Annotated in this window: 16 protein-coding genes and 1 other RNA gene; 10 read left to right on the top strand and 7 right to left on the bottom strand. The window is 45.2% G+C overall.

Annotated features, from left to right (window positions below):
- Positions 1–20: 20 nt before the first annotated feature.
- From rnpB to trmD, 5 genes are all read left to right on the top strand, one after another.
- Positions 21–428, top strand: an RNA gene (gene rnpB / locus L0659_RS03310) — RNase P RNA component class A.
- A 55-nt stretch (positions 429–483) separates the two neighbouring features.
- Positions 484–2,004, top strand: a complete 1,521-nt coding sequence (locus L0659_RS03315) for an OmpA family protein (protein ID WP_235124195.1) — start codon at positions 484–486, stop codon at positions 2,002–2,004.
- 141 nt (positions 2,005–2,145) lie between these two features.
- The gene (locus tag L0659_RS03320) at positions 2,146–2,910 is read left to right on the top strand and encodes a 30S ribosomal protein S16 (protein WP_235124196.1); all 765 of its coding nucleotides are present in this window, start codon (positions 2,146–2,148) and stop codon (positions 2,908–2,910) included.
- A gap of 87 nt (positions 2,911–2,997) precedes the next feature.
- Positions 2,998–3,561 (top strand): ribosome maturation factor RimM, encoded by a 564-nt coding sequence (gene rimM / locus L0659_RS03325; protein WP_235125244.1) that lies wholly within the window; start codon positions 2,998–3,000, stop codon positions 3,559–3,561.
- On the top strand, positions 3,551–4,228 hold the full coding sequence (gene trmD / locus L0659_RS03330) for a tRNA (guanosine(37)-N1)-methyltransferase TrmD (protein ID WP_235125245.1): 678 nt from the start codon (positions 3,551–3,553) through the stop codon (positions 4,226–4,228). Before rimM ends, trmD begins: the two co-directional genes overlap by 11 nt.
- Here the strand turns inward: trmD and L0659_RS03335 are convergent.
- Together L0659_RS03335 and L0659_RS03340 are read right to left on the bottom strand one after the other, a co-directional pair.
- Positions 4,225–4,668: a GNAT family N-acetyltransferase gene (locus L0659_RS03335; protein WP_235124197.1), complete on the bottom strand. Its 444-nt coding sequence runs from the start codon at positions 4,666–4,668 to the stop codon at positions 4,225–4,227. The two genes, trmD and L0659_RS03335, sit on opposite strands and share 4 nt — an antisense overlap.
- Before the next feature lie 47 nt (positions 4,669–4,715).
- Positions 4,716–5,747, bottom strand: coding sequence for an RluA family pseudouridine synthase (locus tag L0659_RS03340; RefSeq protein ID WP_235124198.1), 1,032 nt, complete (start codon positions 5,745–5,747; stop codon positions 4,716–4,718).
- 40 nt (positions 5,748–5,787) lie between these two features.
- Here L0659_RS03340 and L0659_RS03345 point away from each other — a divergent pair, with 40 nt between their 5' ends.
- Positions 5,788–6,684 carry a 1-aminocyclopropane-1-carboxylate deaminase/D-cysteine desulfhydrase gene (locus tag L0659_RS03345; RefSeq protein ID WP_235124199.1) on the top strand — a complete coding sequence of 299 codons (897 nt, stop codon included), beginning with the start codon at positions 5,788–5,790 and terminating at the stop codon, positions 6,682–6,684.
- A gap of 6 nt (positions 6,685–6,690) precedes the next feature.
- On the opposite strand, the gene L0659_RS03350 is transcribed toward L0659_RS03345, so the two are convergent.
- From L0659_RS03350 to rfaD, 3 genes are all read right to left on the bottom strand, one after another.
- Positions 6,691–8,961, bottom strand: a complete 2,271-nt coding sequence (locus L0659_RS03350) for a cation:proton antiporter (RefSeq protein WP_235124200.1) — start codon at positions 8,959–8,961, stop codon at positions 6,691–6,693.
- Positions 8,962–9,069: 108 nt separating this feature from the next.
- Positions 9,070–10,521: a Fe-S cluster assembly protein SufB gene (gene sufB / locus L0659_RS03355; RefSeq protein WP_026631702.1), complete on the bottom strand. Its 1,452-nt coding sequence runs from the start codon at positions 10,519–10,521 to the stop codon at positions 9,070–9,072.
- 96 nt (positions 10,522–10,617) lie between these two features.
- Complete coding sequence (rfaD, locus tag L0659_RS03360) at positions 10,618–11,583, bottom strand: ADP-glyceromanno-heptose 6-epimerase (RefSeq protein WP_235124202.1); 966 nt, start codon at positions 11,581–11,583, stop codon at positions 10,618–10,620.
- 105 nt (positions 11,584–11,688) lie between these two features.
- Between rfaD and L0659_RS03365 the strand changes: the two genes are divergently transcribed.
- The 3 genes from L0659_RS03365 to L0659_RS03375 all read left to right on the top strand — a co-directional run bounded on the left by L0659_RS03365 (position 11,689) and on the right by L0659_RS03375 (position 13,833).
- The gene (locus L0659_RS03365) at positions 11,689–12,108 is read left to right on the top strand and encodes a 6-carboxytetrahydropterin synthase (protein ID WP_235124203.1); all 420 of its coding nucleotides are present in this window, start codon (positions 11,689–11,691) and stop codon (positions 12,106–12,108) included.
- Positions 12,109–12,128: 20 nt separating this feature from the next.
- Positions 12,129–13,238, top strand: a complete 1,110-nt coding sequence (gene lpxB, locus L0659_RS03370) for a lipid-A-disaccharide synthase (RefSeq protein ID WP_235124205.1) — start codon at positions 12,129–12,131, stop codon at positions 13,236–13,238.
- A gap of 70 nt (positions 13,239–13,308) precedes the next feature.
- Positions 13,309–13,833, top strand: a complete 525-nt coding sequence (locus L0659_RS03375; protein ID WP_235124206.1) for a GNAT family N-acetyltransferase — start codon at positions 13,309–13,311, stop codon at positions 13,831–13,833.
- Between the two features lie 19 nt (positions 13,834–13,852).
- On the opposite strand, the gene L0659_RS03380 is transcribed toward L0659_RS03375, so the two are convergent.
- Positions 13,853–15,106 (bottom strand): asparagine synthetase B, encoded by a 1,254-nt coding sequence (locus L0659_RS03380; RefSeq protein ID WP_235124207.1) that lies wholly within the window; start codon positions 15,104–15,106, stop codon positions 13,853–13,855.
- A gap of 112 nt (positions 15,107–15,218) precedes the next feature.
- Complete coding sequence (locus tag L0659_RS03385; RefSeq protein ID WP_235124208.1) at positions 15,219–16,931, bottom strand: hypothetical protein; 1,713 nt, start codon at positions 16,929–16,931, stop codon at positions 15,219–15,221.
- A gap of 278 nt (positions 16,932–17,209) precedes the next feature.
- On the opposite strand from L0659_RS03385, the gene L0659_RS03390 reads away from it, so the two are divergent.
- Positions 17,210–18,667: a hypothetical protein gene (locus tag L0659_RS03390; RefSeq protein ID WP_235124209.1), complete on the top strand. Its 1,458-nt coding sequence runs from the start codon at positions 17,210–17,212 to the stop codon at positions 18,665–18,667.
- The last annotated feature ends 3 nt before the right edge of the window (positions 18,668–18,670 follow it).

The raw sequence follows: 18,670 nt of genomic DNA on the forward strand, positions 1-18,670 counted from the left end.
AGCTTTGTGGTCAGAGGAAAGGAATAAGCTGACCTACCGCTGCGGTTTCGGCCGGAGAGGAAAGTCCGGGCAGCAAAGAGCACCGTACTTCCTAACAGGAAGGCAGCAGGCTGGTGACGGAATGCTGACAGCAAGTGCCACAGAAATTATACCGCCCTGGCATGTTTTTTATGTGTCAAGGTAAGGGTGAAATGGTGGAGTAAGAGACCACCGCTCTTTGGGTGACCAAAGGGGCACGGTAAACCTTACGGGCTGAAAGGTCAAATAGGTGTCAATCCGTGGGGCTGCTCGTCCCCGTCTTTCGGGACATTGGCACGGGTAGATCGTTAGAGGTTCCGGGTGACCGGAATCCTGGATAAATGGTAGGAGCTTGATGCTGGTTCGCCAGCTTAAGGTAACAGAATCCGGCTTACAGGCTTATTTTTTTTCTTATTTCGAGTTAATTAATTAGTGAATAATTGAATCACATAACTGGTGTTTCCCATGAAGAGAAAGAATCTTTACGTTGCTTTTATTTGTTTTTCCCTGCTGAGTTTGAACACGTTTGCCCAAAATCGAACGTACGAAGGACCCAATAAAATGAACACCTGGTCCATCACAGGTTATGGGGGGATTACCAAGTTCTTCGGTGACATCAAAGAGTATGATTTCAAAAGGAGTAATAACGAAAAATTAACAGGGGGCTGGGGCCTTTCTATTAATAAGCAGTTGTCTCCGCTTTTTGGGGTTCAGATCGTTGGTTACAATGGCCAGCTGCAAGGCTCGAAACAAGGTCACATGAGCCGTATCACAGGCGATTCATACGATGTGGTGTTCAACAGCCCTTCATTTGTTCAGGTTACAATCGACGGAACACTTAATGTTAACAGACTTCTTTTCGGTTATAAGAAATTGAGAAGATGGAAAGTTGATGCGCATTTGGGAGCCGGTATCATTTACTACCACACGGATCTGACTGCAACCAACACAAATCCTAGAAGTGAATTTTTCGGAAACACTTACGAAGTTTCAACAAACACAGACGCTAGTTCGAAAACAGCCGGTAAATGGGAACGCAATGGTTCTACATATACAAGAGAATGGGTTGTACCTGCCGGACTATCCGTACATTATGAACTAACCCCAAGATTTGACTTAGGCCTAGACTTTACTTACAATTACGTAAACACAGAGAAGCTTGACGCTACAGTAGGCGGTTTGAGCGATTATCGTACCCAGGCTGGAATCTGGACGTTTGCAAAAGACGATTCTAAAAATGACGGCTGGGGAATTGCTTCTATCGCTTTGACTTACAAACTTGGTAAGAATGCGGTAATGGCTAAAAAAGGTAAATATGATGCAGGAAGCGGCCGTTACCACTTGCGTTGGGCCAATCCACAGTCTTTGATCCCTGTTCCATACAATCCTACTATGGAGGATGCAGATTCAATCGCAAAAGCAAACATGCCTAAGCCAGTTGATCCACGTCTTTATACAGATTCAGATGGTGATGGTGTAGCCGATCTATTTGACAAAGAACCTAATACGCCAATCGGAAGCATCGTATCAGGTGGTGGAGTAGCAATGGATCTTGATAAAATCATCAGAGACGCTATCAAAAACAACTTGCCAAAAGACGAATGCGAAGCATTGTTCAGCAATATTGAATTTGATACTGACAAAGCGATCATCCGCAATCCATCAAAAGAAACTTTGAGCAAAGTGGTTGAACTTCTGAACATGCGTACAAACTGCCGCATCGTTCTGGTTGGTCACACGGATGCACGTGCTTCTGACGCTTATAACGTATCACTTTCACGTCGTCGTGTTGATGCCGCGAAACGCTTCCTGATCCGTGCCGGAATAACTGATCCTAGCCGTATCATTGTAGAACATTATGGTGAGTATCGCCCGATCGCTGAGAATACAACAGTTGAAGGCTTGCAGTCTAACCGTCGTGTTGAAATCAAGATCTTGCCTAATAACACGATCCGCTCAACATATCCTGCCGGTTTCCGCCCGTAAGATTTAGCGAAAACATAACGAAAAGGAAGGTAAGCGATTACCTTCCTTTTTTTGTGGAACAGTTCGTGAATTCAGGAATTTCCCTTACCTTTGCACCCTGTTTAATTTAGGGACGAGTTCCCGACCATAACAAATTCAATAATGGCAGTTAAAATTAGGTTGGCGCGTCGTGGACGCAAGAAGAAGGCGATTTATGATATCGTAGTCGCAGATGCCAGAGCACCACGTGATGGTCGCTTCATCGAAAAATTGGGTATCTATAACCCGGGAACAAACCCTGCATCCATCGTTTTGGAAGCGGATAAAGCAGTTGATTGGCTTTTGAAAGGTGCGCAACCGACTGATACAGCACGTTCTATTTTGCAACACGAAGGTGTTATGTTGAAAAAACACTTGCAAGTAGGCGTTATCAAAGGTGCAATCACGCAAGAAGTTGCTGATTCACGTTTTGACGAATGGAAAGGATCGAAAACAGACCGCAAAGCAACTGCTGCTGATTCTATTTCACAAAAGAAAGATTCTGACAAGCAAGCCAGACTTGAAGCTGAGCGTAAAGTAAGCCAGACTCGTGCAGAAGCAATCGCTAAGAAAAATGCACCTCCTGTTGAAGAAGCTCCTGAAGTTGAGGAAGCAGAAGCGGGTGTTGACACAGTAGCAGAAGAAGTTTCTAACGAAGCAGTAGCTGACGAAACAGCGGCAGAAGAGACTGCAGTTGAAGAAACAGCACCAGTTGAGGCAGCTGCACCAGCACCTGTTGAAACAGCAGCGGCTGACGCACCGGAAGTTGAAGCAGCAGCACCAGTTGAAGCTGAGGCACCAGCAACAGTTGAAACTCCTGAAGCAGAGGCGCCAGCATCTACTGAAACTCCTGCAACTGATGAATCAGCAGAGAAAAAAGCTGAGTAATTAGCAACAAAATACAATCTTTATGAGTCTGTCGGTGATCCGTACAGACTCATCTTGTTTTATACTTACACCATTTTTGATAACCAGGTGACACAGGACAATTGTTATTTATTAGGTTATATCGTCCGCACGCACGGAACGGCGGGCAATGTTGTCATTTTCCTTGACGTGGATTACCCGGAGGAATATGAAGATCTAGACGCGATTTATGTTGAGATCAAAGGAGAGCTCGTTCCTTATTTCATCGAGAATTTCAACTTACAAAAGCAGGCTAATGCCATTGTGAAGTTCGAAGATATCAATACGATCGAAAAGGCGCAGGCACTTGTCGGAAGCTCACTTTACCTGTCGCTGGACGAGTTGGAAGAGTTGAGTAATGAGGAATTTTATTATCATGAAATCAAAGGCTTTACAGTTGTTGATCAAACAGCCGGGACACTTGGCGTGGTGCGTGAAGTGTATTCCCTGAATGGCCAGGATCTGATCGCCATGGATTACCAGGGCGTGGAAGTGCTTATTCCGACAGCGGCTGACATTGTGTTAAGAGCGGACAAAGAAAATAAGCAACTGATGGTAAATCTGCCGGAAGGTCTTCTTGAAGTTTATCTTGATAATTCTGATTCTGAAAATACACCGGATGATGCGGATTGATATTCTAACATGCGTTCCCAACCTGCTGGATAGCTTTTTTGCGCATTCAATTCTGAAACGTGCCCAGCAAGGCGGTTTTGTGGAGGTGGTCGTGCATGATATCCGGGATTATTCGGTAAATAAGCATCGCACGATTGATGATTATGCCTTCGGTGGAGGGGCCGGGATGGTTTTGCAGATTGAACCCATTGCTCGTTGCATCCGCGGGTTGCAGCAGGAACGAGCTTATGACGAAGTTATTTATCTTACCCCCGACGGCGAATTGATGCAACAGCCTATGGTGAACCAGCTTTCCTTAAAAGGCAACATCATCATGCTTTGCGGACATTACAAAGGCGTTGATCAGCGTGTACGCGATATGTTTATCACCAAAGAGGTGAGCATCGGAGATTACGTGCTTTCCGGCGGCGAACTAGCTGCAGCTGTCCTTTCTGATGCGATTATCCGCTTGCTTCCAGGCGTGCTTAATGATGAAACTTCTGCATTAACCGACTCATTCCAGGATAACCTGCTTGCACCACCCGTATATACACGCCCAGCTGAGTTCGAAGGGCATAAGGTTCCTGATATCCTTATGTCGGGGCATGAAGCGAAGATCGATGAATGGCGCTATGAGCAATCTATCCAGCGAACAAAGGAACGCAGGCCGGATTTGCTAAAACCTTAAAAATCCAGGCTGCAATTGATCCATTCATTATCGAAGTTGGTGCCGTATTTGCGGTAGAAGCCAACTGCTGAGGTGTTCCAGTCCAGCACCTGCCATAACATGCCTGTGCAGCCGGTTTGTTTGGCAGCTGCTACGGTTGCATCGAACAGTATTTTACCGATGCCATTTCCGCGCATGTCTTCGGTTACGATAATGTCCTCCATATACAATCTTTTCCCTTTCCAGGTCGAGTAACGGTAATAGTAGAGCGACAAGCCTATGATCCTGGAATCCGATTCGGCAACGAAGAAGTCATACAATTTCTCATTATAGTCGCGGGTCATTTTTTCGACATTGTTCGAAACCTGATCCAGGGCCCTTTCATAAAGTGCCAGTTCTTTGACCAATTCAAAAATTGCAGGGATGTCTTCGAGGGTTCCGGGTCGGGTTGAGATTGTCATAGCTTCGTTTTATAAATATTCAGTAAGAGTTTAGAAGATACAATTTCCTACTGATTGTTCGTATAGATTTCCCACTTTTCTAGGATCGTCTGAAAATTTTCAGGGAGTTCCGTATCAAATTGCATCCATTGTCTGGTCGCAGGATGCACAAATCCCAGCGATTTCGCATGAAGGGCCTGGCCTGGCAGCAGATCAAAAAGATTCGTTACCATGGCCTTATAACTGCCATTCGACGGGCCGCGCAGAATTTTGTCCCCGCCATAAGTTGTATCGTTAAAGATCGGATGCCCAATGTGCTTCATATGCGCCCGGATCTGGTGCGTGCGGCCCGTTTCAAGGTTACATTGAACTAATGTGACATTACGAAAGGACTTGATCGTCTTGTAATGCGTGACCGCATGTTTGCCCTGGCTTGCGTCAGGGAAAATGTCCATCACACGACGGTCTCTGGCGCTCCTTCCAATGTTGCCGGTTATAGTCCCTGATTCCTCTTTCGGCTCGCCCCAGATCAGTGCATTGTAGGTCCGCTCAATAGTGTGATCCGAAAATTGTTTGGCCAAAAATGTCATGGCAAATTCGGTTTTGGCAATAACCAGCAAGCCGGAAGTGTCCTTATCAATGCGGTGGACCAGGCCTGGCCGTCCTTCGCCGTTTCTGCCGGTCGGCAATTGTTGAAAGTGGTAAACCAATGCATTAATAAGCGTTCCCGACCAGTTCCCGAACGCCGGATGGACCACCATCCCAGTTGGTTTGTTTACAATCAAAAGAACCTCATCTTCATAAATAATGTCCAATGCAATGTTTTCGGGAATGATCTCCGTATCGCGTGGCGGCTCAGGAAGCGAAAGCGTGATGACATCCAACGGTTTAACTTTGTAACTCGCCTTCGTCACATGGCCATTCACCTTTACAGCTTCCGCATCGATTCCATTTTGTATTTTTGTCCGCGAAGCATTTGCGACGTGTAGGCTCAAATATTTGTCAAGCCTGATTAATCCCTGACCTTTATCAGCAACAATTCTGTAATGTTCAAACAAATCATCTTCTTCTGAGGCAATCTCAATATTGTCTTCGGACATTCCAATTGGTTATTTATTATAAACAAAATTATCAAAATAAGTGGATTTAATCAGTGCCATGCTGCCAACCCCGATCCAGAGGCTTTCCAATTTCATCACGGAAAGTGCTGGTGTGGAACTGTACATGAAGCGCGACGATTTGATCCACCCGACGGTCTCAGGGAATAAATGGAGGAAGTTGAAATACAATTTACTCGAAGCCCAAACGCAGGGATATCATCGCATCATAACCTTTGGCGGTGCGTTTTCCAATCATTTGTATGCGACGGCGGCTGCCGGTAAAGTTCTGGGTTTTGAAACAGTTGGCATTGTAAGAGGAGAGGAGTTGTCAGAAAAGCTTTCGCCGACATTGACTTTTTGCAAAGAACAGGGAATGCAGCTGCATTTTGTATCCCGTTCAGAATACAGGCTCAGGAATTCTGATGATTATTTGCAGGAAATTGCCGCAACATTTGGTCAACCATTTATAATCCCTGAGGGTGGAACGTCTGCATTAGCATTAAAAGGTGTTGCGGAAATGGTGCCGGAAGTAAATTTGCAGTTGAATAGAGCGCCGGGTTACTTTGCCGTTGCTGCCGGGACTGGTGGAACAGCTGCCGGATTGTTATCAGCGGGCGCAAATGTGCTTGCATTCTCAGCCTTAAAAGGTGGGGAGTTTTTAAAACAGGACATTAACAATCTCCTGAACGATTACCATTCACCCGGCAGGTTGCAACTTCTTACCGATTATCATTTCGGAGGTTATGCCAAATGGAACCAGGAGCTGATCGAATTCATGAATGGTGTTCAGCAAGAGTTTGGCATCCGGCTTGAACAGGTTTACACCGCGAAAATGGTCTTTGGACTGTTTGATCTGATCAATAAAGGACATTTTCAAAAGGGCACTACAATTGTTGCCGTGCACACGGGCGGGTTGCAGGGACTGCTCAATGCATAATTCGAATCAGGACAGAGCCGGAATTTCCTCGTCGCTGTTGGCCGATTTTGTCTTAACAAATTCTTTGATCAGATCCTTTTCACCCGCGATCCACAAAACATCATCGTTTTCAATGATCATCGATGAATCGGGATTGAGGATCCGCTCACCATTGCGTTCCAGACCGACAATCATACCACGCGTTTTCTCCCTGATCTGGCTGCTCCTGATGCTTTTCCCACGGATCTGATATTCGCTCCTTACCTCAACACGTTCCAGTACAATGCTGTCCTCATGCGCCATATAAACGTCACCATTTGTGCTGACTTCAATGTGCCCGCGGAAAATATCCAGCTGGTCATCCGTCCCGATCACTTCAATGCGATCGCAGGGATACAGCACTTCGGTAGGGCGGGGGAGGTAAATGGTTTTGCTGCCGCGCTCGATCAGCACCACATTAATGCCGAAATTCTCTCGGATCTTCAATTCCTGTAATGTCTTGCCGATAAGGGACGAATCGGGGCTTACTTCCAGGAATGCAAAGTGCGCATCCCATGGCAGCAATATTTTCTTCGATTTCCCGCTTCCTTCCAGTTGCCTTGCATTAAGATTCTGCAAAAAACGCTCCTCAATTCGATTATAGAAAGTTTGTAATCTTTGGTAAAAAATTGCGAAGCCCAAGATCATAATTCCAGCTGCAACCGTCAGCGCTGTGGGTGTTGCGAAAAAGGAACTGAGCAGAAAGCCCATTAACAAAATCGCTATCAGCACACGGGACAGTTCTAGCAACAACAGCGGACCCCGGCTGAATTTCCTGCTCAGCCAGATCGCAGAATAAGCTTTCCGGTTTGACCTTTTAAAAATAAGTGCCCACAGAAACGGGGAAATCAGCAGGAATGTAATGCCAAATAATACAGCATTGGTAATGTAAGTTTCCGGAACCCGGGTATGCAATTGGTCCGCAAGTTGGCGTGAGGAAGCCATTATAATTCCAATGATCACCACAGAATTTAAGATAACCGTTTGCGAATAGGATTTCAGGATCTGGTTCCAATGTGTGGTCTGGACAATGGTTTCGGTGCTTGTGCTGTATCGGTTAAGATAATGTTTCCATTTCTCCGGCAGTCGTTTTTCAAGCCATTCTGAAAGCGGTTCGGATGCTTTCATCATATAAGGCGTTGTAAATGTCGTTATTACCGAAACGCCCACTGCAATCGGATAAAGAAAGCTGCTCGTAACGCTCAGAGAAAGCCCGAGGTTGGCAATGATGAAAGAAAATTCACCAATCTGCGACATGCTCATGCCAGATTGTAAGGAATTTTTAAGAGGCTGCCCTGAAATAATAGCTCCAAGTGAAACGAACGTTGTTTTACCCACTATCACAACCAATACCAGTATGGCTGTCGGCAATGCGTATTCAATCAGCAAGCCCGGGTTAATTAACATTCCAACCGATATAAAGAACACTGCACCAAAAAGATCTTTCAATGGCTTCAATAAATGCTCTATCTTTTCTGCATGTGTTGTTTCAGCCAGAATTGAACCCATTATAAATGCGCCAAGCGCCGCCGAAAAGCCCGCCTGGGTGACCAGAAACACCATTCCGAAACACAATGCAACAGAGGTGATAAGCACGCTCTCGTCATTCATCAGCTTTCTGTAACGTCTGAGCAATGTTGGGAACACGAATATGCCGCCTAGGAACCACAATGTCAGGAAAAAGAACAATTTAAGAATGGATTGCAGCAGCTCCATTCCTGCGAATTGCTGACTGATGGAAAGCGTTGACAGCAAGACCATTAGTAAAACCGCAGTTAGGTCTTCAATGACCAGAATACCCAGCACGACGCGGGTGAATTTTTGTGTTTTAAGGCCTAATTCGTCGAAGGCCCGGAATATGATTGTAGTAGAGGAAATCGCGATGATCCCGCCGAGAAATAGACTGTCTGTTTTGCTCCAACCAAGCAACTGGCCCGTTATAAAACCCGTTGCCAGCATCATTCCCACTTCAAACAAACCCGTTATCGCGGCCGTATTCCCGACCTTAACCAGCTTTTTGAAACTGAATTCAAGACCTAGATTGAACAGCAGGAAAATAACACCGATCTCAGCCCATATTTCAATGGTTTTAATGTCGGTAATGGTAGGGAAGAGGTGGAAATTAGGACCTACAAGTAATCCGGCCAATATGTAACCTAAAACGATGGGCTGTTTTAATTTTTTAAAAATAAGGGTAATGATACCCGCCATCGTGAGTATTAAAGATAGGTCGACAATCAGTTGCGGAACGTGAGTCATATAGTGGTTTAGTGGAAAATATTTTTTTTCAGGTCAATAAAATACAAAAAGCCTTTGACGAATCAAAGGCTTTCGTGGGGTAATCATATAAAAAGTTGGTTTACAGCATCAACCTACGCTGCCTTCCAAACTGATTTCCAGTAATTTTTGTGCTTCCACCGCAAACTCCATAGGAAGCTGGTTCAACACCTCTTTTGCATATCCATTGACGATCAAAGCAACTGCTTGTTCCGTTGGAATTCCGCGTTGGTTGCAATAAAAGAGAATGTCTTCACCGATCTTCGAAGTCGTAGCTTCGTGCTCAACAGTAGCCGAAGGATTGCTTACTTCAATGTATGGGAAAGTATGCGCACCGCATTTGTCACCCAATAAGAGGGAATCGCATTGCGAGAAGTTACGGGCTTTCTCAGCTTTTTTGAAGACCTGAACAAGTCCTCTGTATGAATTCTGGCTTTTACCAGCTGAAATTCCTTTCGAAACAATCCGGCTCTTCGTATTCTTACCGATATGGATCATTTTTGTGCCCGTATCAGCTTGTTGCATGTTATTGGTCACAGCAACAGAATAAAATTCACCAATTGAATTATCGCCTTTCAAGATCACCGAAGGATATTTCCATGTGATCGCTGAACCGGTTTCAACTTGTGTCCAGGAGATTTTCGAACCAGCGCCGTCGCAAAGACCACGTTTAGTAACGAAGTTATAAATCCCGCCTTTACCGTCCTTATCACCAGGATACCAGTTTTGCACAGTCGAATATTTAACATTCGCATTCTCATGCGCGAAAATTTCTACAACCGCAGCATGCAACTGATTTTCATCACGCATTGGCGCTGTACAACCTTCCAGGTAACTTACATGGCTATCGGCATCACCGATAATCAATGTGCGCTCAAACTGTCCTGTTCCAGCCGCATTGATCCGGAAATAAGTCGAAAGCTCCATCGGGCAGCGAACGCCTTTTGGAATGTAAACAAATGAACCGTCAGAGAATACAGCGGAATTCAATGCTGCATAATAGTTGTCCTTTGGCGGAACAACCGATCCGAGATATTTTTGAACCAATGCCGGATGTTCACGAATGGCCTCGCTGATCGAGCAGAAAATAATTCCTTTTTCTTTCAGCGATTCTTTAAATGTTGTAAAAACCGATTCGGAGTCCATCACCGCATCCACTGCGATGGAAACGCCTGAAAGTCTTTTTTGTTCGTTAAGGGAAATTCCCAGACGCTCAAAAGTGTCGCGCAATTCGGGATCAATGTCATCCAGACTGTCAACCTGCTTTTTCTTCTTAGGCGCCGAATAATATTTGATTGCCTGAAAATCGATTTTTGGATAATGTACGTTCGGCCACTTGGGTTCAGCCATAGTCAGCCACAAATGATAAGCTTTCAAACGCCACGCAAGCATCCACTCCGGTTCATTTTTTTTGGCTGAGATAAACCTGACAATGTCATCATTCAGCCCCATAGGAGCCTCATCTGCCTCAATATCAGTTACAAAACCATATTTGTATTCCGAACTGGTGATTTCCTCCAACAATTCATCTTCTTTGCTCATAGTCTAATTATTATCACACTGTGTTTCGTTTAATAGTAACACAGAGAACGGGGATTGAGTTTATTGAGAACATCAAAAATACACAAAAATGCGGATTTATAGGTAAGCTCCCGTCGAAAGATAGTTCTTCACATAGTCATCAATTCCGTCTTCCAGCGAAGTAAACGGACGTGTGAAACCGATGGAGCGCAGTTTGCTCATATTCGCTTGTGTGAAATACTGATATTTATCGCGAATGTCTTCCGGCGTATCTATATACGAAATGTCAGCAGGCTTGCCCATTGCATTGAATGTGCTTGTTACCAGGTCTTTGAATGTTCTGGCGCGGCCGCTTCCGAGATTATAGATCCCCGAATTTTTGCGGTGGTGCATAAAGAAAATACACACGTCGATCAGGTCTTTTACATAAATAAAATCACGCATCTGCTCACCATCTTTGAAATCAGGGTTATGCGAGCGGAAAAGTTTCATTTTCTCCGTTTTATTAATTTGATTGAATGCATGCATAACAACGGATGCCATTCTGCCTTTGTGATATTCATTCGGGCCATATACATTGAAAAACTTCAATCCAGCCCAGAAAAACGGCTTTTTCTCCTGCTGCAAAGCCCAGATATCAAATTCATTTTTAGAATCACCGTAAGGATTCAGCGGTTTCAGCTGCGATAATGTAGATTCATTGTCATCATAACCATGCTCGCCCAAACCATAAGTGGCTGCGGATGATGCATATACAAGCGGAATTTGATAAGCCACGCATTTTTCCCAGATCTGCTTGGAATAACTGACATTAAGCTCTTCAAAAATTTCCCGGTCAAATTCAGTTGTGTCAGTCCGTGCGCCAATGTGAAAGATGAATTCCACGTCCCGGTTGTGTTGATCAAGCCATTCGAAAAGCCCGGACCTTTCAACCTTTTCCTGAATTGTTTTTCCTTCAAGATTTTCTGCTTTCTCGATTTTGGAAAAATCATCGACTGCGATAATGCTCTTAAAACCGTCTTTATTAAGTCGGCTGATAAGCCCGCTGCCGATGAATCCGGCTGCACCTGTTACGATAATCATGGGAGAGATTATATGTGATTTTTATTATTATCCTCTTGTTAAACTGCAAAACTACGGATACAAGATGTAATTTTGTACCCTATTTATTAAGGGAGGAGAAGATTTATGATTTACGTAACAAGAAAAGAGCATTTTAACGCAGCCCACCGACTTTTTAATCCGGCTTGGTCTGAGGAAAAAAACCAGGAGGTGTTTGGGCCGTGTGCGAACAACAATTGGCACGGACATAATTTTGAGCTGATTGTTACGGTAAAAGGAAAGCCCGATCCGGACACCGGATTTGTGATCGATCTGAAAGTGCTGGGTGACATTGTGAAAGAGAAAGTGGTGGATAAAGTAGACCATAAAAATCTCAATCTGGACGTTGATTTTATGCAGGGTAAAATGGCTTCCTGCGAAATATTTGTTTACGAAATATGGAATATTCTCGCGCCAGCCATCGCTGAGGCGTCCCCGAATTCTAAGCTGCATTACATTAAGCTGGTTGAAACGCCAAAGAATTTTGTAGAGTATTACGGCGAATAAGCGCCAACTGACTAGTCCAGATGAAATATTACCTCATTGCAGGAGAGCGTTCGGGAGATTTGCATGGTTCCAACCTCATCGGCGGAATCCGCGAGAATGATCCCGATGCGCAATTCCGTGGCTGGGGAGGTGATATGATGGCCGAGGCGGGCATGGAGCTGGTTACGCATTATAAGGATACGGCTTTCATGGGTTTCCTGGAAGTGGCCCTTAACCTGCACAAAATTTCAGGTTTTCTCAAAAAATGCAAAGCGGATATCCTGGAATACAAGCCGGATGCATTGATTCTGATTGATTACCCGGGCTTCAATTTGCGCATTGCCTCATTTGCCAAGTCAAAAGGCTTAAAGGTTTTCTACTACATTTCGCCAAAAGTCTGGGCGTGGAATCAGAAACGTGCATTAAAGATCAAGCAGAATGTGGATCACATGTTCGTGATCTTTCCATTTGAAATCGATTTTTACAATAAGTTCGATTACGAAGTGGATTATGTCGGCAACCCGCTGATGGACGCCATTGCCGCATTCAAGCCGGATCCTGATTTTAAGCAAAAAAATAACCTCACAGCAGCTAAACCTGTAATAGCATTGCTTCCCGGGAGCAGGCAGCAGGAAATCGTCGGTATGCTGGATATTATGCTGACGGTCCAGCCTCATTTCCCCGCTCACCAGTTCGTCATTGCCGGCGTGAGTAACCTGCCCAAAACATTGTATGAAAAATACATTGCCGCACACAACGCCGTTATCGTTTATGAATCCACCTATGATTTGCTGAGCATTGCCGATGCAGCATTGGTAACATCCGGCACCGCCACATTGGAAACCGCCTTATTCAGCGTCCCGGAAGTAGTCTGCTACAAAACCAGCACATTCTCCTACGCCATCGCCAAACGCCTTATCCGCGTTCCGTTTATTTCATTGGTTAATCTGATTTTAGAAAAAGAAGCGGTCAGGGAGCTGATTCAGGATGAATTAAATGAGGATTTGTTGGTTAAAGAATTAAAGCAAATTCTTCCAGGCGGAGCTAAGCATCAGCAGCAATTATTGGATTATAAAACATTGCAGGAACGCGTCGGCAGCCCGGGGGCCTCGGAAAGAGCGGGAGGGTTGATTGTTGGTTATTTAAAATGAATATTGTCAAATCACCAGATTCGCCCGATCCCGCTGCCAAAACTACTTAGCAAACAACTGATTACCTACCATGAATCAAGCTGATAATCACTTAGACGACCATTACCAAGGTCCAAACAACGGAGAAGCCAACTCGGCGATCAAAATCGTGCATTACAATCCTGACCATGCAAAGGCCTTTTACGACTTGAATTATACTTGGATATCAGCAGCTTACGAAGTTGAACCGGAAGATGAGAAAGTTTTGGAAGATCCGGAAAAGTATTATCTGAAAGACGGAGGCGCTATTTTGATGGCGCTATACCAGAATGAACCGGTAGGAACCTGCGCATTAAAACAAGGCGAGCCTGGCGTGGTTGAAATGAGTAAAATGACTGTTTCGAAGGAAATGCGCGGAAAGAAAATCGGTGACCTGCTGGGTCATGCGATCATTGAAAAGGCGCGGGAGCTGGGAGCGCAGAAAATCATTCTTTATTCCAACAAAAAAGGCTCAGCAGCCGGCATTAACCTTTATAGAAAGCTCGGATTTGTAGAAGTTCCGCTAACCGGCCACAACTTCAAACGCGCCGACATTAAAATGGAACTGGTGCTTTAATGGTGAAGTCTTGCAAAGTCTAAGTTTTGCGCTTCTTTTTCCTTGCCGATGGAAACAAAACATTGTTCAATATCAATCGGTAACCCGGTGAATTGGGATAAAGATTGAGATCTGTTGGCATTCTGCGACCCCCTCCGCCGCGTCCTTCGGGATCGTGGCCGCCGTAAAATGTCCATTGTCCACGGCCCAGTTCGCCATAGATGTAGCGATCCGAAGAAGCTGCTGTTCCCATCACGAGTACGCTGGGTTTGACGGTTTTTTTTGAGAATGCAAAAGTCTGACCCATAAATTCCCTGATCAGATGTTCATGATTCTGAACGAGCATTGCGGGGATTACGTCCCATTTGGCAGAAAAATCAAACAACGAAAAGTAGGCCCCTTCTTCGCCCCAGCTGCGAAAACCTCCCGCGGAGGAATTAATGTCGGAAAATGTCATCCCTTCATATTCATCCAGCGCCAGTTTGAAATTCTGGAATGCGAATGTTTTTTCAAAATCGAGCCTGGACTGCGCGTCAGGATCTACGCCGTCGCCATCCATATTGTCGACAATGTCAATGCCTTCGGCCGCCAATGCAATGTCAAAGGTCTCTGCGCCGGAACACATGGCAAACAGGAAACCGCCGCCCGCACAGAATTCTTTGATCGCTTTTGCAACAGCCAGCTTCATCTGCGGGACTTTGGCAAAACCAAACCGACTTGCAATGGCTTCCTGCGCTTTTACGTCTGCCGGCGTTGTTCGTCGCAGGCTTTTTCCAAATTGCCCGGTGAAATCTTCATGATGCAAATGCAGCCAGTCATATTTCGGCAGGTCGCCTTTCAAAATTTCCTCGTCATAAATCACTTCAAAGGGAATTTCCGCATATTTTAAAACCAATAACACGGCATCCGTATTCTCAAATTCGGATGGGCTGATCTTGATCGGTGAATAAACGGCAATTTTAGCGGCTTTATGCAGCTTGATTACGTCCATATTCACGTTGGGATTACTGATCTGGCTCACAATCTGCGCGCTTGCCGATTCGGATAGCACTTCATAGGAAACGGCGCGGAGCTTGCATTCATTCTCAATGGACTTGCTATAAGCCACTTTAAAAGCACCGCCGCGGTAATTAAGCAGCCAATCGACGTCAATCTCCCCTTTCAACAACATATACGCGAGGCCGTAAGCCTTCAAGTGGTTTGTCTGCGTGTTATCCATCGGGATAAGGATCTGATTCGCAAGGGTGATTTGCGAGACAAGCACCAAAATGAATGTTATAAACCTTTTCAGCATAATGTGACAGGTTAAATTTCCAGCGCCAGAAAACAAGGGAGAGTAAAATCAAATTTAACTAATAATCATGATATTAAATACTTGCCACTAAGTGAATTATCTAAAAAAGGCACTACGAAAACCGGATCATATGCTTGAAAGGCGTAAAACCATTCAGGTACACCGTCGGTGCTTCAACAGCGGGAAGTGCGCCGCGTAATGCAATGTTCTTGTGCAAGCCAATCCCAGGGCCAAAAGAGATAATGTCACCATTGAAACTATAACTGCCGGTCCCTTCTTTCAGCAGCCATGAATCTTTGGTGTTTTCAATCTGCGTTAATCCGTTAAATGTGCCGCCGGGCCTGAAAATCAGTTCAAGAGCGATGGGCACGCGTTCGGTGCCGGAGGTTTGTATTTCAATTTGCATGCCGTTTTCCGTCTCGCTGATGAGGATTTTGGTTTCCAGATTTTGCACTTCGCTCACCGGCCGGAAGAGCCGCGGCATTTTTTCCCAATCCCCGTCTTTTGCAATAAAATCTTTGGGATAAGGCTGAAAATAAGGTCCTTCCAATGTCTGGATCAGCTCCCAGGTTTTGCCCTTCTCTTCAAGCTTTTCCGACTGAAACTGGCCTTTGCCAAAAAACGAAGAAGCCAGCCGCACGCCTTGAAGCACCGCGTTTCCTTTCATAAATGTGAACCACGACGGGTTATTTGCAATCAATGTGCTGTCCCAGTTTCCCCGGCGGATCCTGACAAGGCCCGAATTCGGAAATGTTTTGACATAATTGACTGGTAACGGCTTGGGAGCTGGCAAGTCTTTCCATAATGTCGGGTCTGCGAGATAGTAATCCAGAAAACCGCCGATTTTCAGCCCGGCCGTTTTTTCAATCATCTGGCACATAGCGGCATATGCGCCGTTCTGGTCCTTTAATGCCAGGTAACGGTAAGGATAATAATAGTTTTCCAACGTCCCGATCAGCGCCTTGTCCTGCCGCCCCGACGCATCTGTGACGATCTCACCGTTTGGATGAACGTAGAACATGGTCATATCCAGGTTTTTGCGTACGGCGTCGAGCAGTTCGGGTTTGTTAAAACCGTTTGCAATCGTGATCAGCAGCCGGTCGGTCAGGGATGAATAAATGAAAGTGCTTTTCTCATTGTATTGCCCGTCCGGATCAATGTCAATGTGCTCACCGAGCCACTCTTCTGCGCGGGCGACATACTTGGGATCGGGCCATAGCGAATTGAGCTTTGCGAGTGCCGCACATACCACCCACCGGTGATTGGGCGTATGTATTCCGCCAACTGCAAGCGCATTTCCGCCCCGGATCAGGAATGTTTTCAGGTTCGCGAGCATTTTTTCGGAGCCTTTGGTCGCCGATTTCTGAATAAGCGTATACGCAGTAACGAGTCGTTTTACTAGAAATCCTGTGTCGGGCGTTGAATGGAAATTGGTGGAAAGCAGGTCGATCGTGCCGTCCTCATGCTGTGTTTTGACCAGATATAGTGCCGCCAGGTTCATGTCAGCCAGCAATTCCTGAGATTGAAAAAACCGCGAGCCAGCAGAGGAAAGGGCGTTTGCCCCGGCCTGGATCAATGCGGATGTGGTGTGTGGATTAACAACGTCAAAAGCATCCATCAATCCACCATATGCGGGATTTTGAGCATCTTTGACCTGCAATTTTCTGATCGCCTCTACGCCGGTATCATTTTGTTTTACCAGCGCGTCCAACCAATCGGGCATCTTTTGTATCTTCCTGGTTACAGTGCCAAATGCGAGTGCCGAAGTGACGGGCAAAGTGCAAATTCCGGCAGCAGTCCCTTTTACGAAAGTTCTTCTGTTCATGTGGGCTATTTTTTGGGATGCCTTCAAAAGGAGCTGAAATGAACGGATTACTTGCTGCTCGAAATTATACTACGCTATTTCAATTAATTGTAGCAAACCCATTGCATTTGAGTAAAAATTAAAACAAATTTGATCCCGATTTTACAACCTGTAAGAATGTATTCGCTGCCGCTTGCTAACTGCGTTTTCAAAAGCCCTGTTTTTTCGAGAGCTTTAATATGCCATTTCTGGCCGTATTCAGACGAATCCTTTGAATCTGCTAATTCTCGGAAGTTTAAATGAAAACAACGCTACTTCGCAATTTAAGTTTGGGTTACCTTCTTTTACCTAACCTCATTTTTTCGCTGGGTTGGTTTCGGTTACCCTTGTCCTTAATGCTTGCGCTGGCGATCATCTGCATATTTGTTTACAACTATCGCCTTAAAAGTAATAGCCTGGCCGATATCAGCCCCCGGGAGCTTGCACAGATATCCGTGATTTCTTTGCTCATTATCGCATTCTCCGGAATAGGAGGGTTTTGCTTCCAGGCATTTGATTATTGGGCACATAATTCAAAATATTACACGCTTTTCAACCATTCGTGGCCGGTTTTGTTCAAGGCAAATGGCCGCTATGCCTGCCATTATTTCGGGTTTTTCCTGGTTCCTGCGCTGATCTCGAAAATGCTCGGCGAACTGTCGGGCATCGCGCTTTATTTATGGGCTTCGGTGGGGTTATTTCTTGGCTTTTGCTGGATCTTTATTTTTACGGGGAAAAGTTATTTGTCGCTCGTGCTGTTCCTTTCGCTGGGTGGCGTAGGGCACTTGGTGAAAGTGATCACGCTGAAATTGATAGGCCTGAATTATTATGTGCCGCCATTTTTCACTGAAATCTGGCCGGTTCTTTACCAGGCACAATGGGCGCCCAACCAGCTGATCCCCATCATCATTGTTTCGTCCATCCTCTTTCATGATTATGTGTATTTAAAAAAACCGGAACGAAGCTTCCTGGCTGTGATCGCGATTTTTATCTGGGGGATCTTCCCCTCGATCGTGTTCGTGATCATTTTTTCAATGCTCGTTCTCTTACGTTACCGCAATGGCATCAAGGCGCTGTTTGAGCGGCAGGTTCTGATTGACATTCTCATTCCCGGCCTGATCTTCATCCCGACATTCTTTTATTTCCTATCCGGTAAAAGCTCGGTCATTGCCGGTTTTATATGGCAATTCAACCCGCTGAACGAGATTGCCTTTCACTATTTCTTCGGGGTTGTGATTGATCTGGGCGTGCTGATTGGCATTGTGTTAATCCTGAACCTCCACAAAAACATGAACAGGGACATTATTCTGGCCTTATTTATGCTCCTGATCCTTATTTCGCTGGTTCGAATGGGGAAGTGGAATGATTGGTTCCTAAGAGGGAATACGCCCGTTTTGACATTGCTTTCGCTGTTTATTTTGCAAGGTTTTTCAACCTGGATGAAAGAGCATCCTCATTGGTACAAACAAAAAGTCGCTTACCCGCTGATGATATTTCTCCTGCTCGGCCTGGTAGTTCCGATGTCTCAGATCCGTCGCGCGTTGCAAGAGAATGTTGTTACATCGATGCTATTTCCTGATAAGGTAAAGTTTACGCCTTATCCTTATAACAAGTTTGAAGATTTTTACGAATTGGGCCTGACAATATATTCCCAGCAGGAAGCTAACCAGTTTCTGGGCCAGAAAGGGTCTATTTATGAAACGTATTTAGCAAGATAACAG

This window comes from Dyadobacter sp. CY347, assembly GCF_021502655.1.
Lineage (GTDB): Bacteria > Bacteroidota > Bacteroidia > Cytophagales > Spirosomataceae > Dyadobacter.

What these genes read in the sequence shown, in the direction of transcription:
- L0659_RS03315 (WP_235124195.1), top strand. Translation starts at nt 484, where the DNA reads ATGAAGAGAAAGAATCTTTACGTTGCTTTTATTTGTTTTTCCCTGCTG.
- L0659_RS03320 (WP_235124196.1), top strand. Translation starts at nt 2,146, where the DNA reads ATGGCAGTTAAAATTAGGTTGGCGCGTCGTGGACGCAAGAAGAAGGCG.
- trmD (WP_235125245.1), top strand. Translation starts at nt 3,551, where the DNA reads ATGCGGATTGATATTCTAACATGCGTTCCCAACCTGCTGGATAGCTTT.
- L0659_RS03335 (WP_235124197.1), bottom strand. Translation starts at nt 4,668, where the DNA reads ATGACAATCTCAACCCGACCCGGAACCCTCGAAGACATCCCTGCAATT.
- L0659_RS03340 (WP_235124198.1), bottom strand. Translation starts at nt 5,747, where the DNA reads ATGTCCGAAGACAATATTGAGATTGCCTCAGAAGAAGATGATTTGTTT.
- L0659_RS03350 (WP_235124200.1), bottom strand. Translation starts at nt 8,961, where the DNA reads ATGACTCACGTTCCGCAACTGATTGTCGACCTATCTTTAATACTCACG.
- sufB (WP_026631702.1), bottom strand. Translation starts at nt 10,521, where the DNA reads ATGAGCAAAGAAGATGAATTGTTGGAGGAAATCACCAGTTCGGAATAC.
- rfaD (WP_235124202.1), bottom strand. Translation starts at nt 11,583, where the DNA reads ATGATTATCGTAACAGGTGCAGCCGGATTCATCGGCAGCGGGCTTATC.
- L0659_RS03365 (WP_235124203.1), top strand. Translation starts at nt 11,689, where the DNA reads ATGATTTACGTAACAAGAAAAGAGCATTTTAACGCAGCCCACCGACTT.
- lpxB (WP_235124205.1), top strand. Translation starts at nt 12,129, where the DNA reads ATGAAATATTACCTCATTGCAGGAGAGCGTTCGGGAGATTTGCATGGT.
- L0659_RS03375 (WP_235124206.1), top strand. Translation starts at nt 13,309, where the DNA reads ATGAATCAAGCTGATAATCACTTAGACGACCATTACCAAGGTCCAAAC.
- L0659_RS03380 (WP_235124207.1), bottom strand. Translation starts at nt 15,106, where the DNA reads ATGCTGAAAAGGTTTATAACATTCATTTTGGTGCTTGTCTCGCAAATC.
- L0659_RS03385 (WP_235124208.1), bottom strand. Translation starts at nt 16,931, where the DNA reads ATGAACAGAAGAACTTTCGTAAAAGGGACTGCTGCCGGAATTTGCACT.
- L0659_RS03390 (WP_235124209.1), top strand. Translation starts at nt 17,210, where the DNA reads ATGAAAACAACGCTACTTCGCAATTTAAGTTTGGGTTACCTTCTTTTA.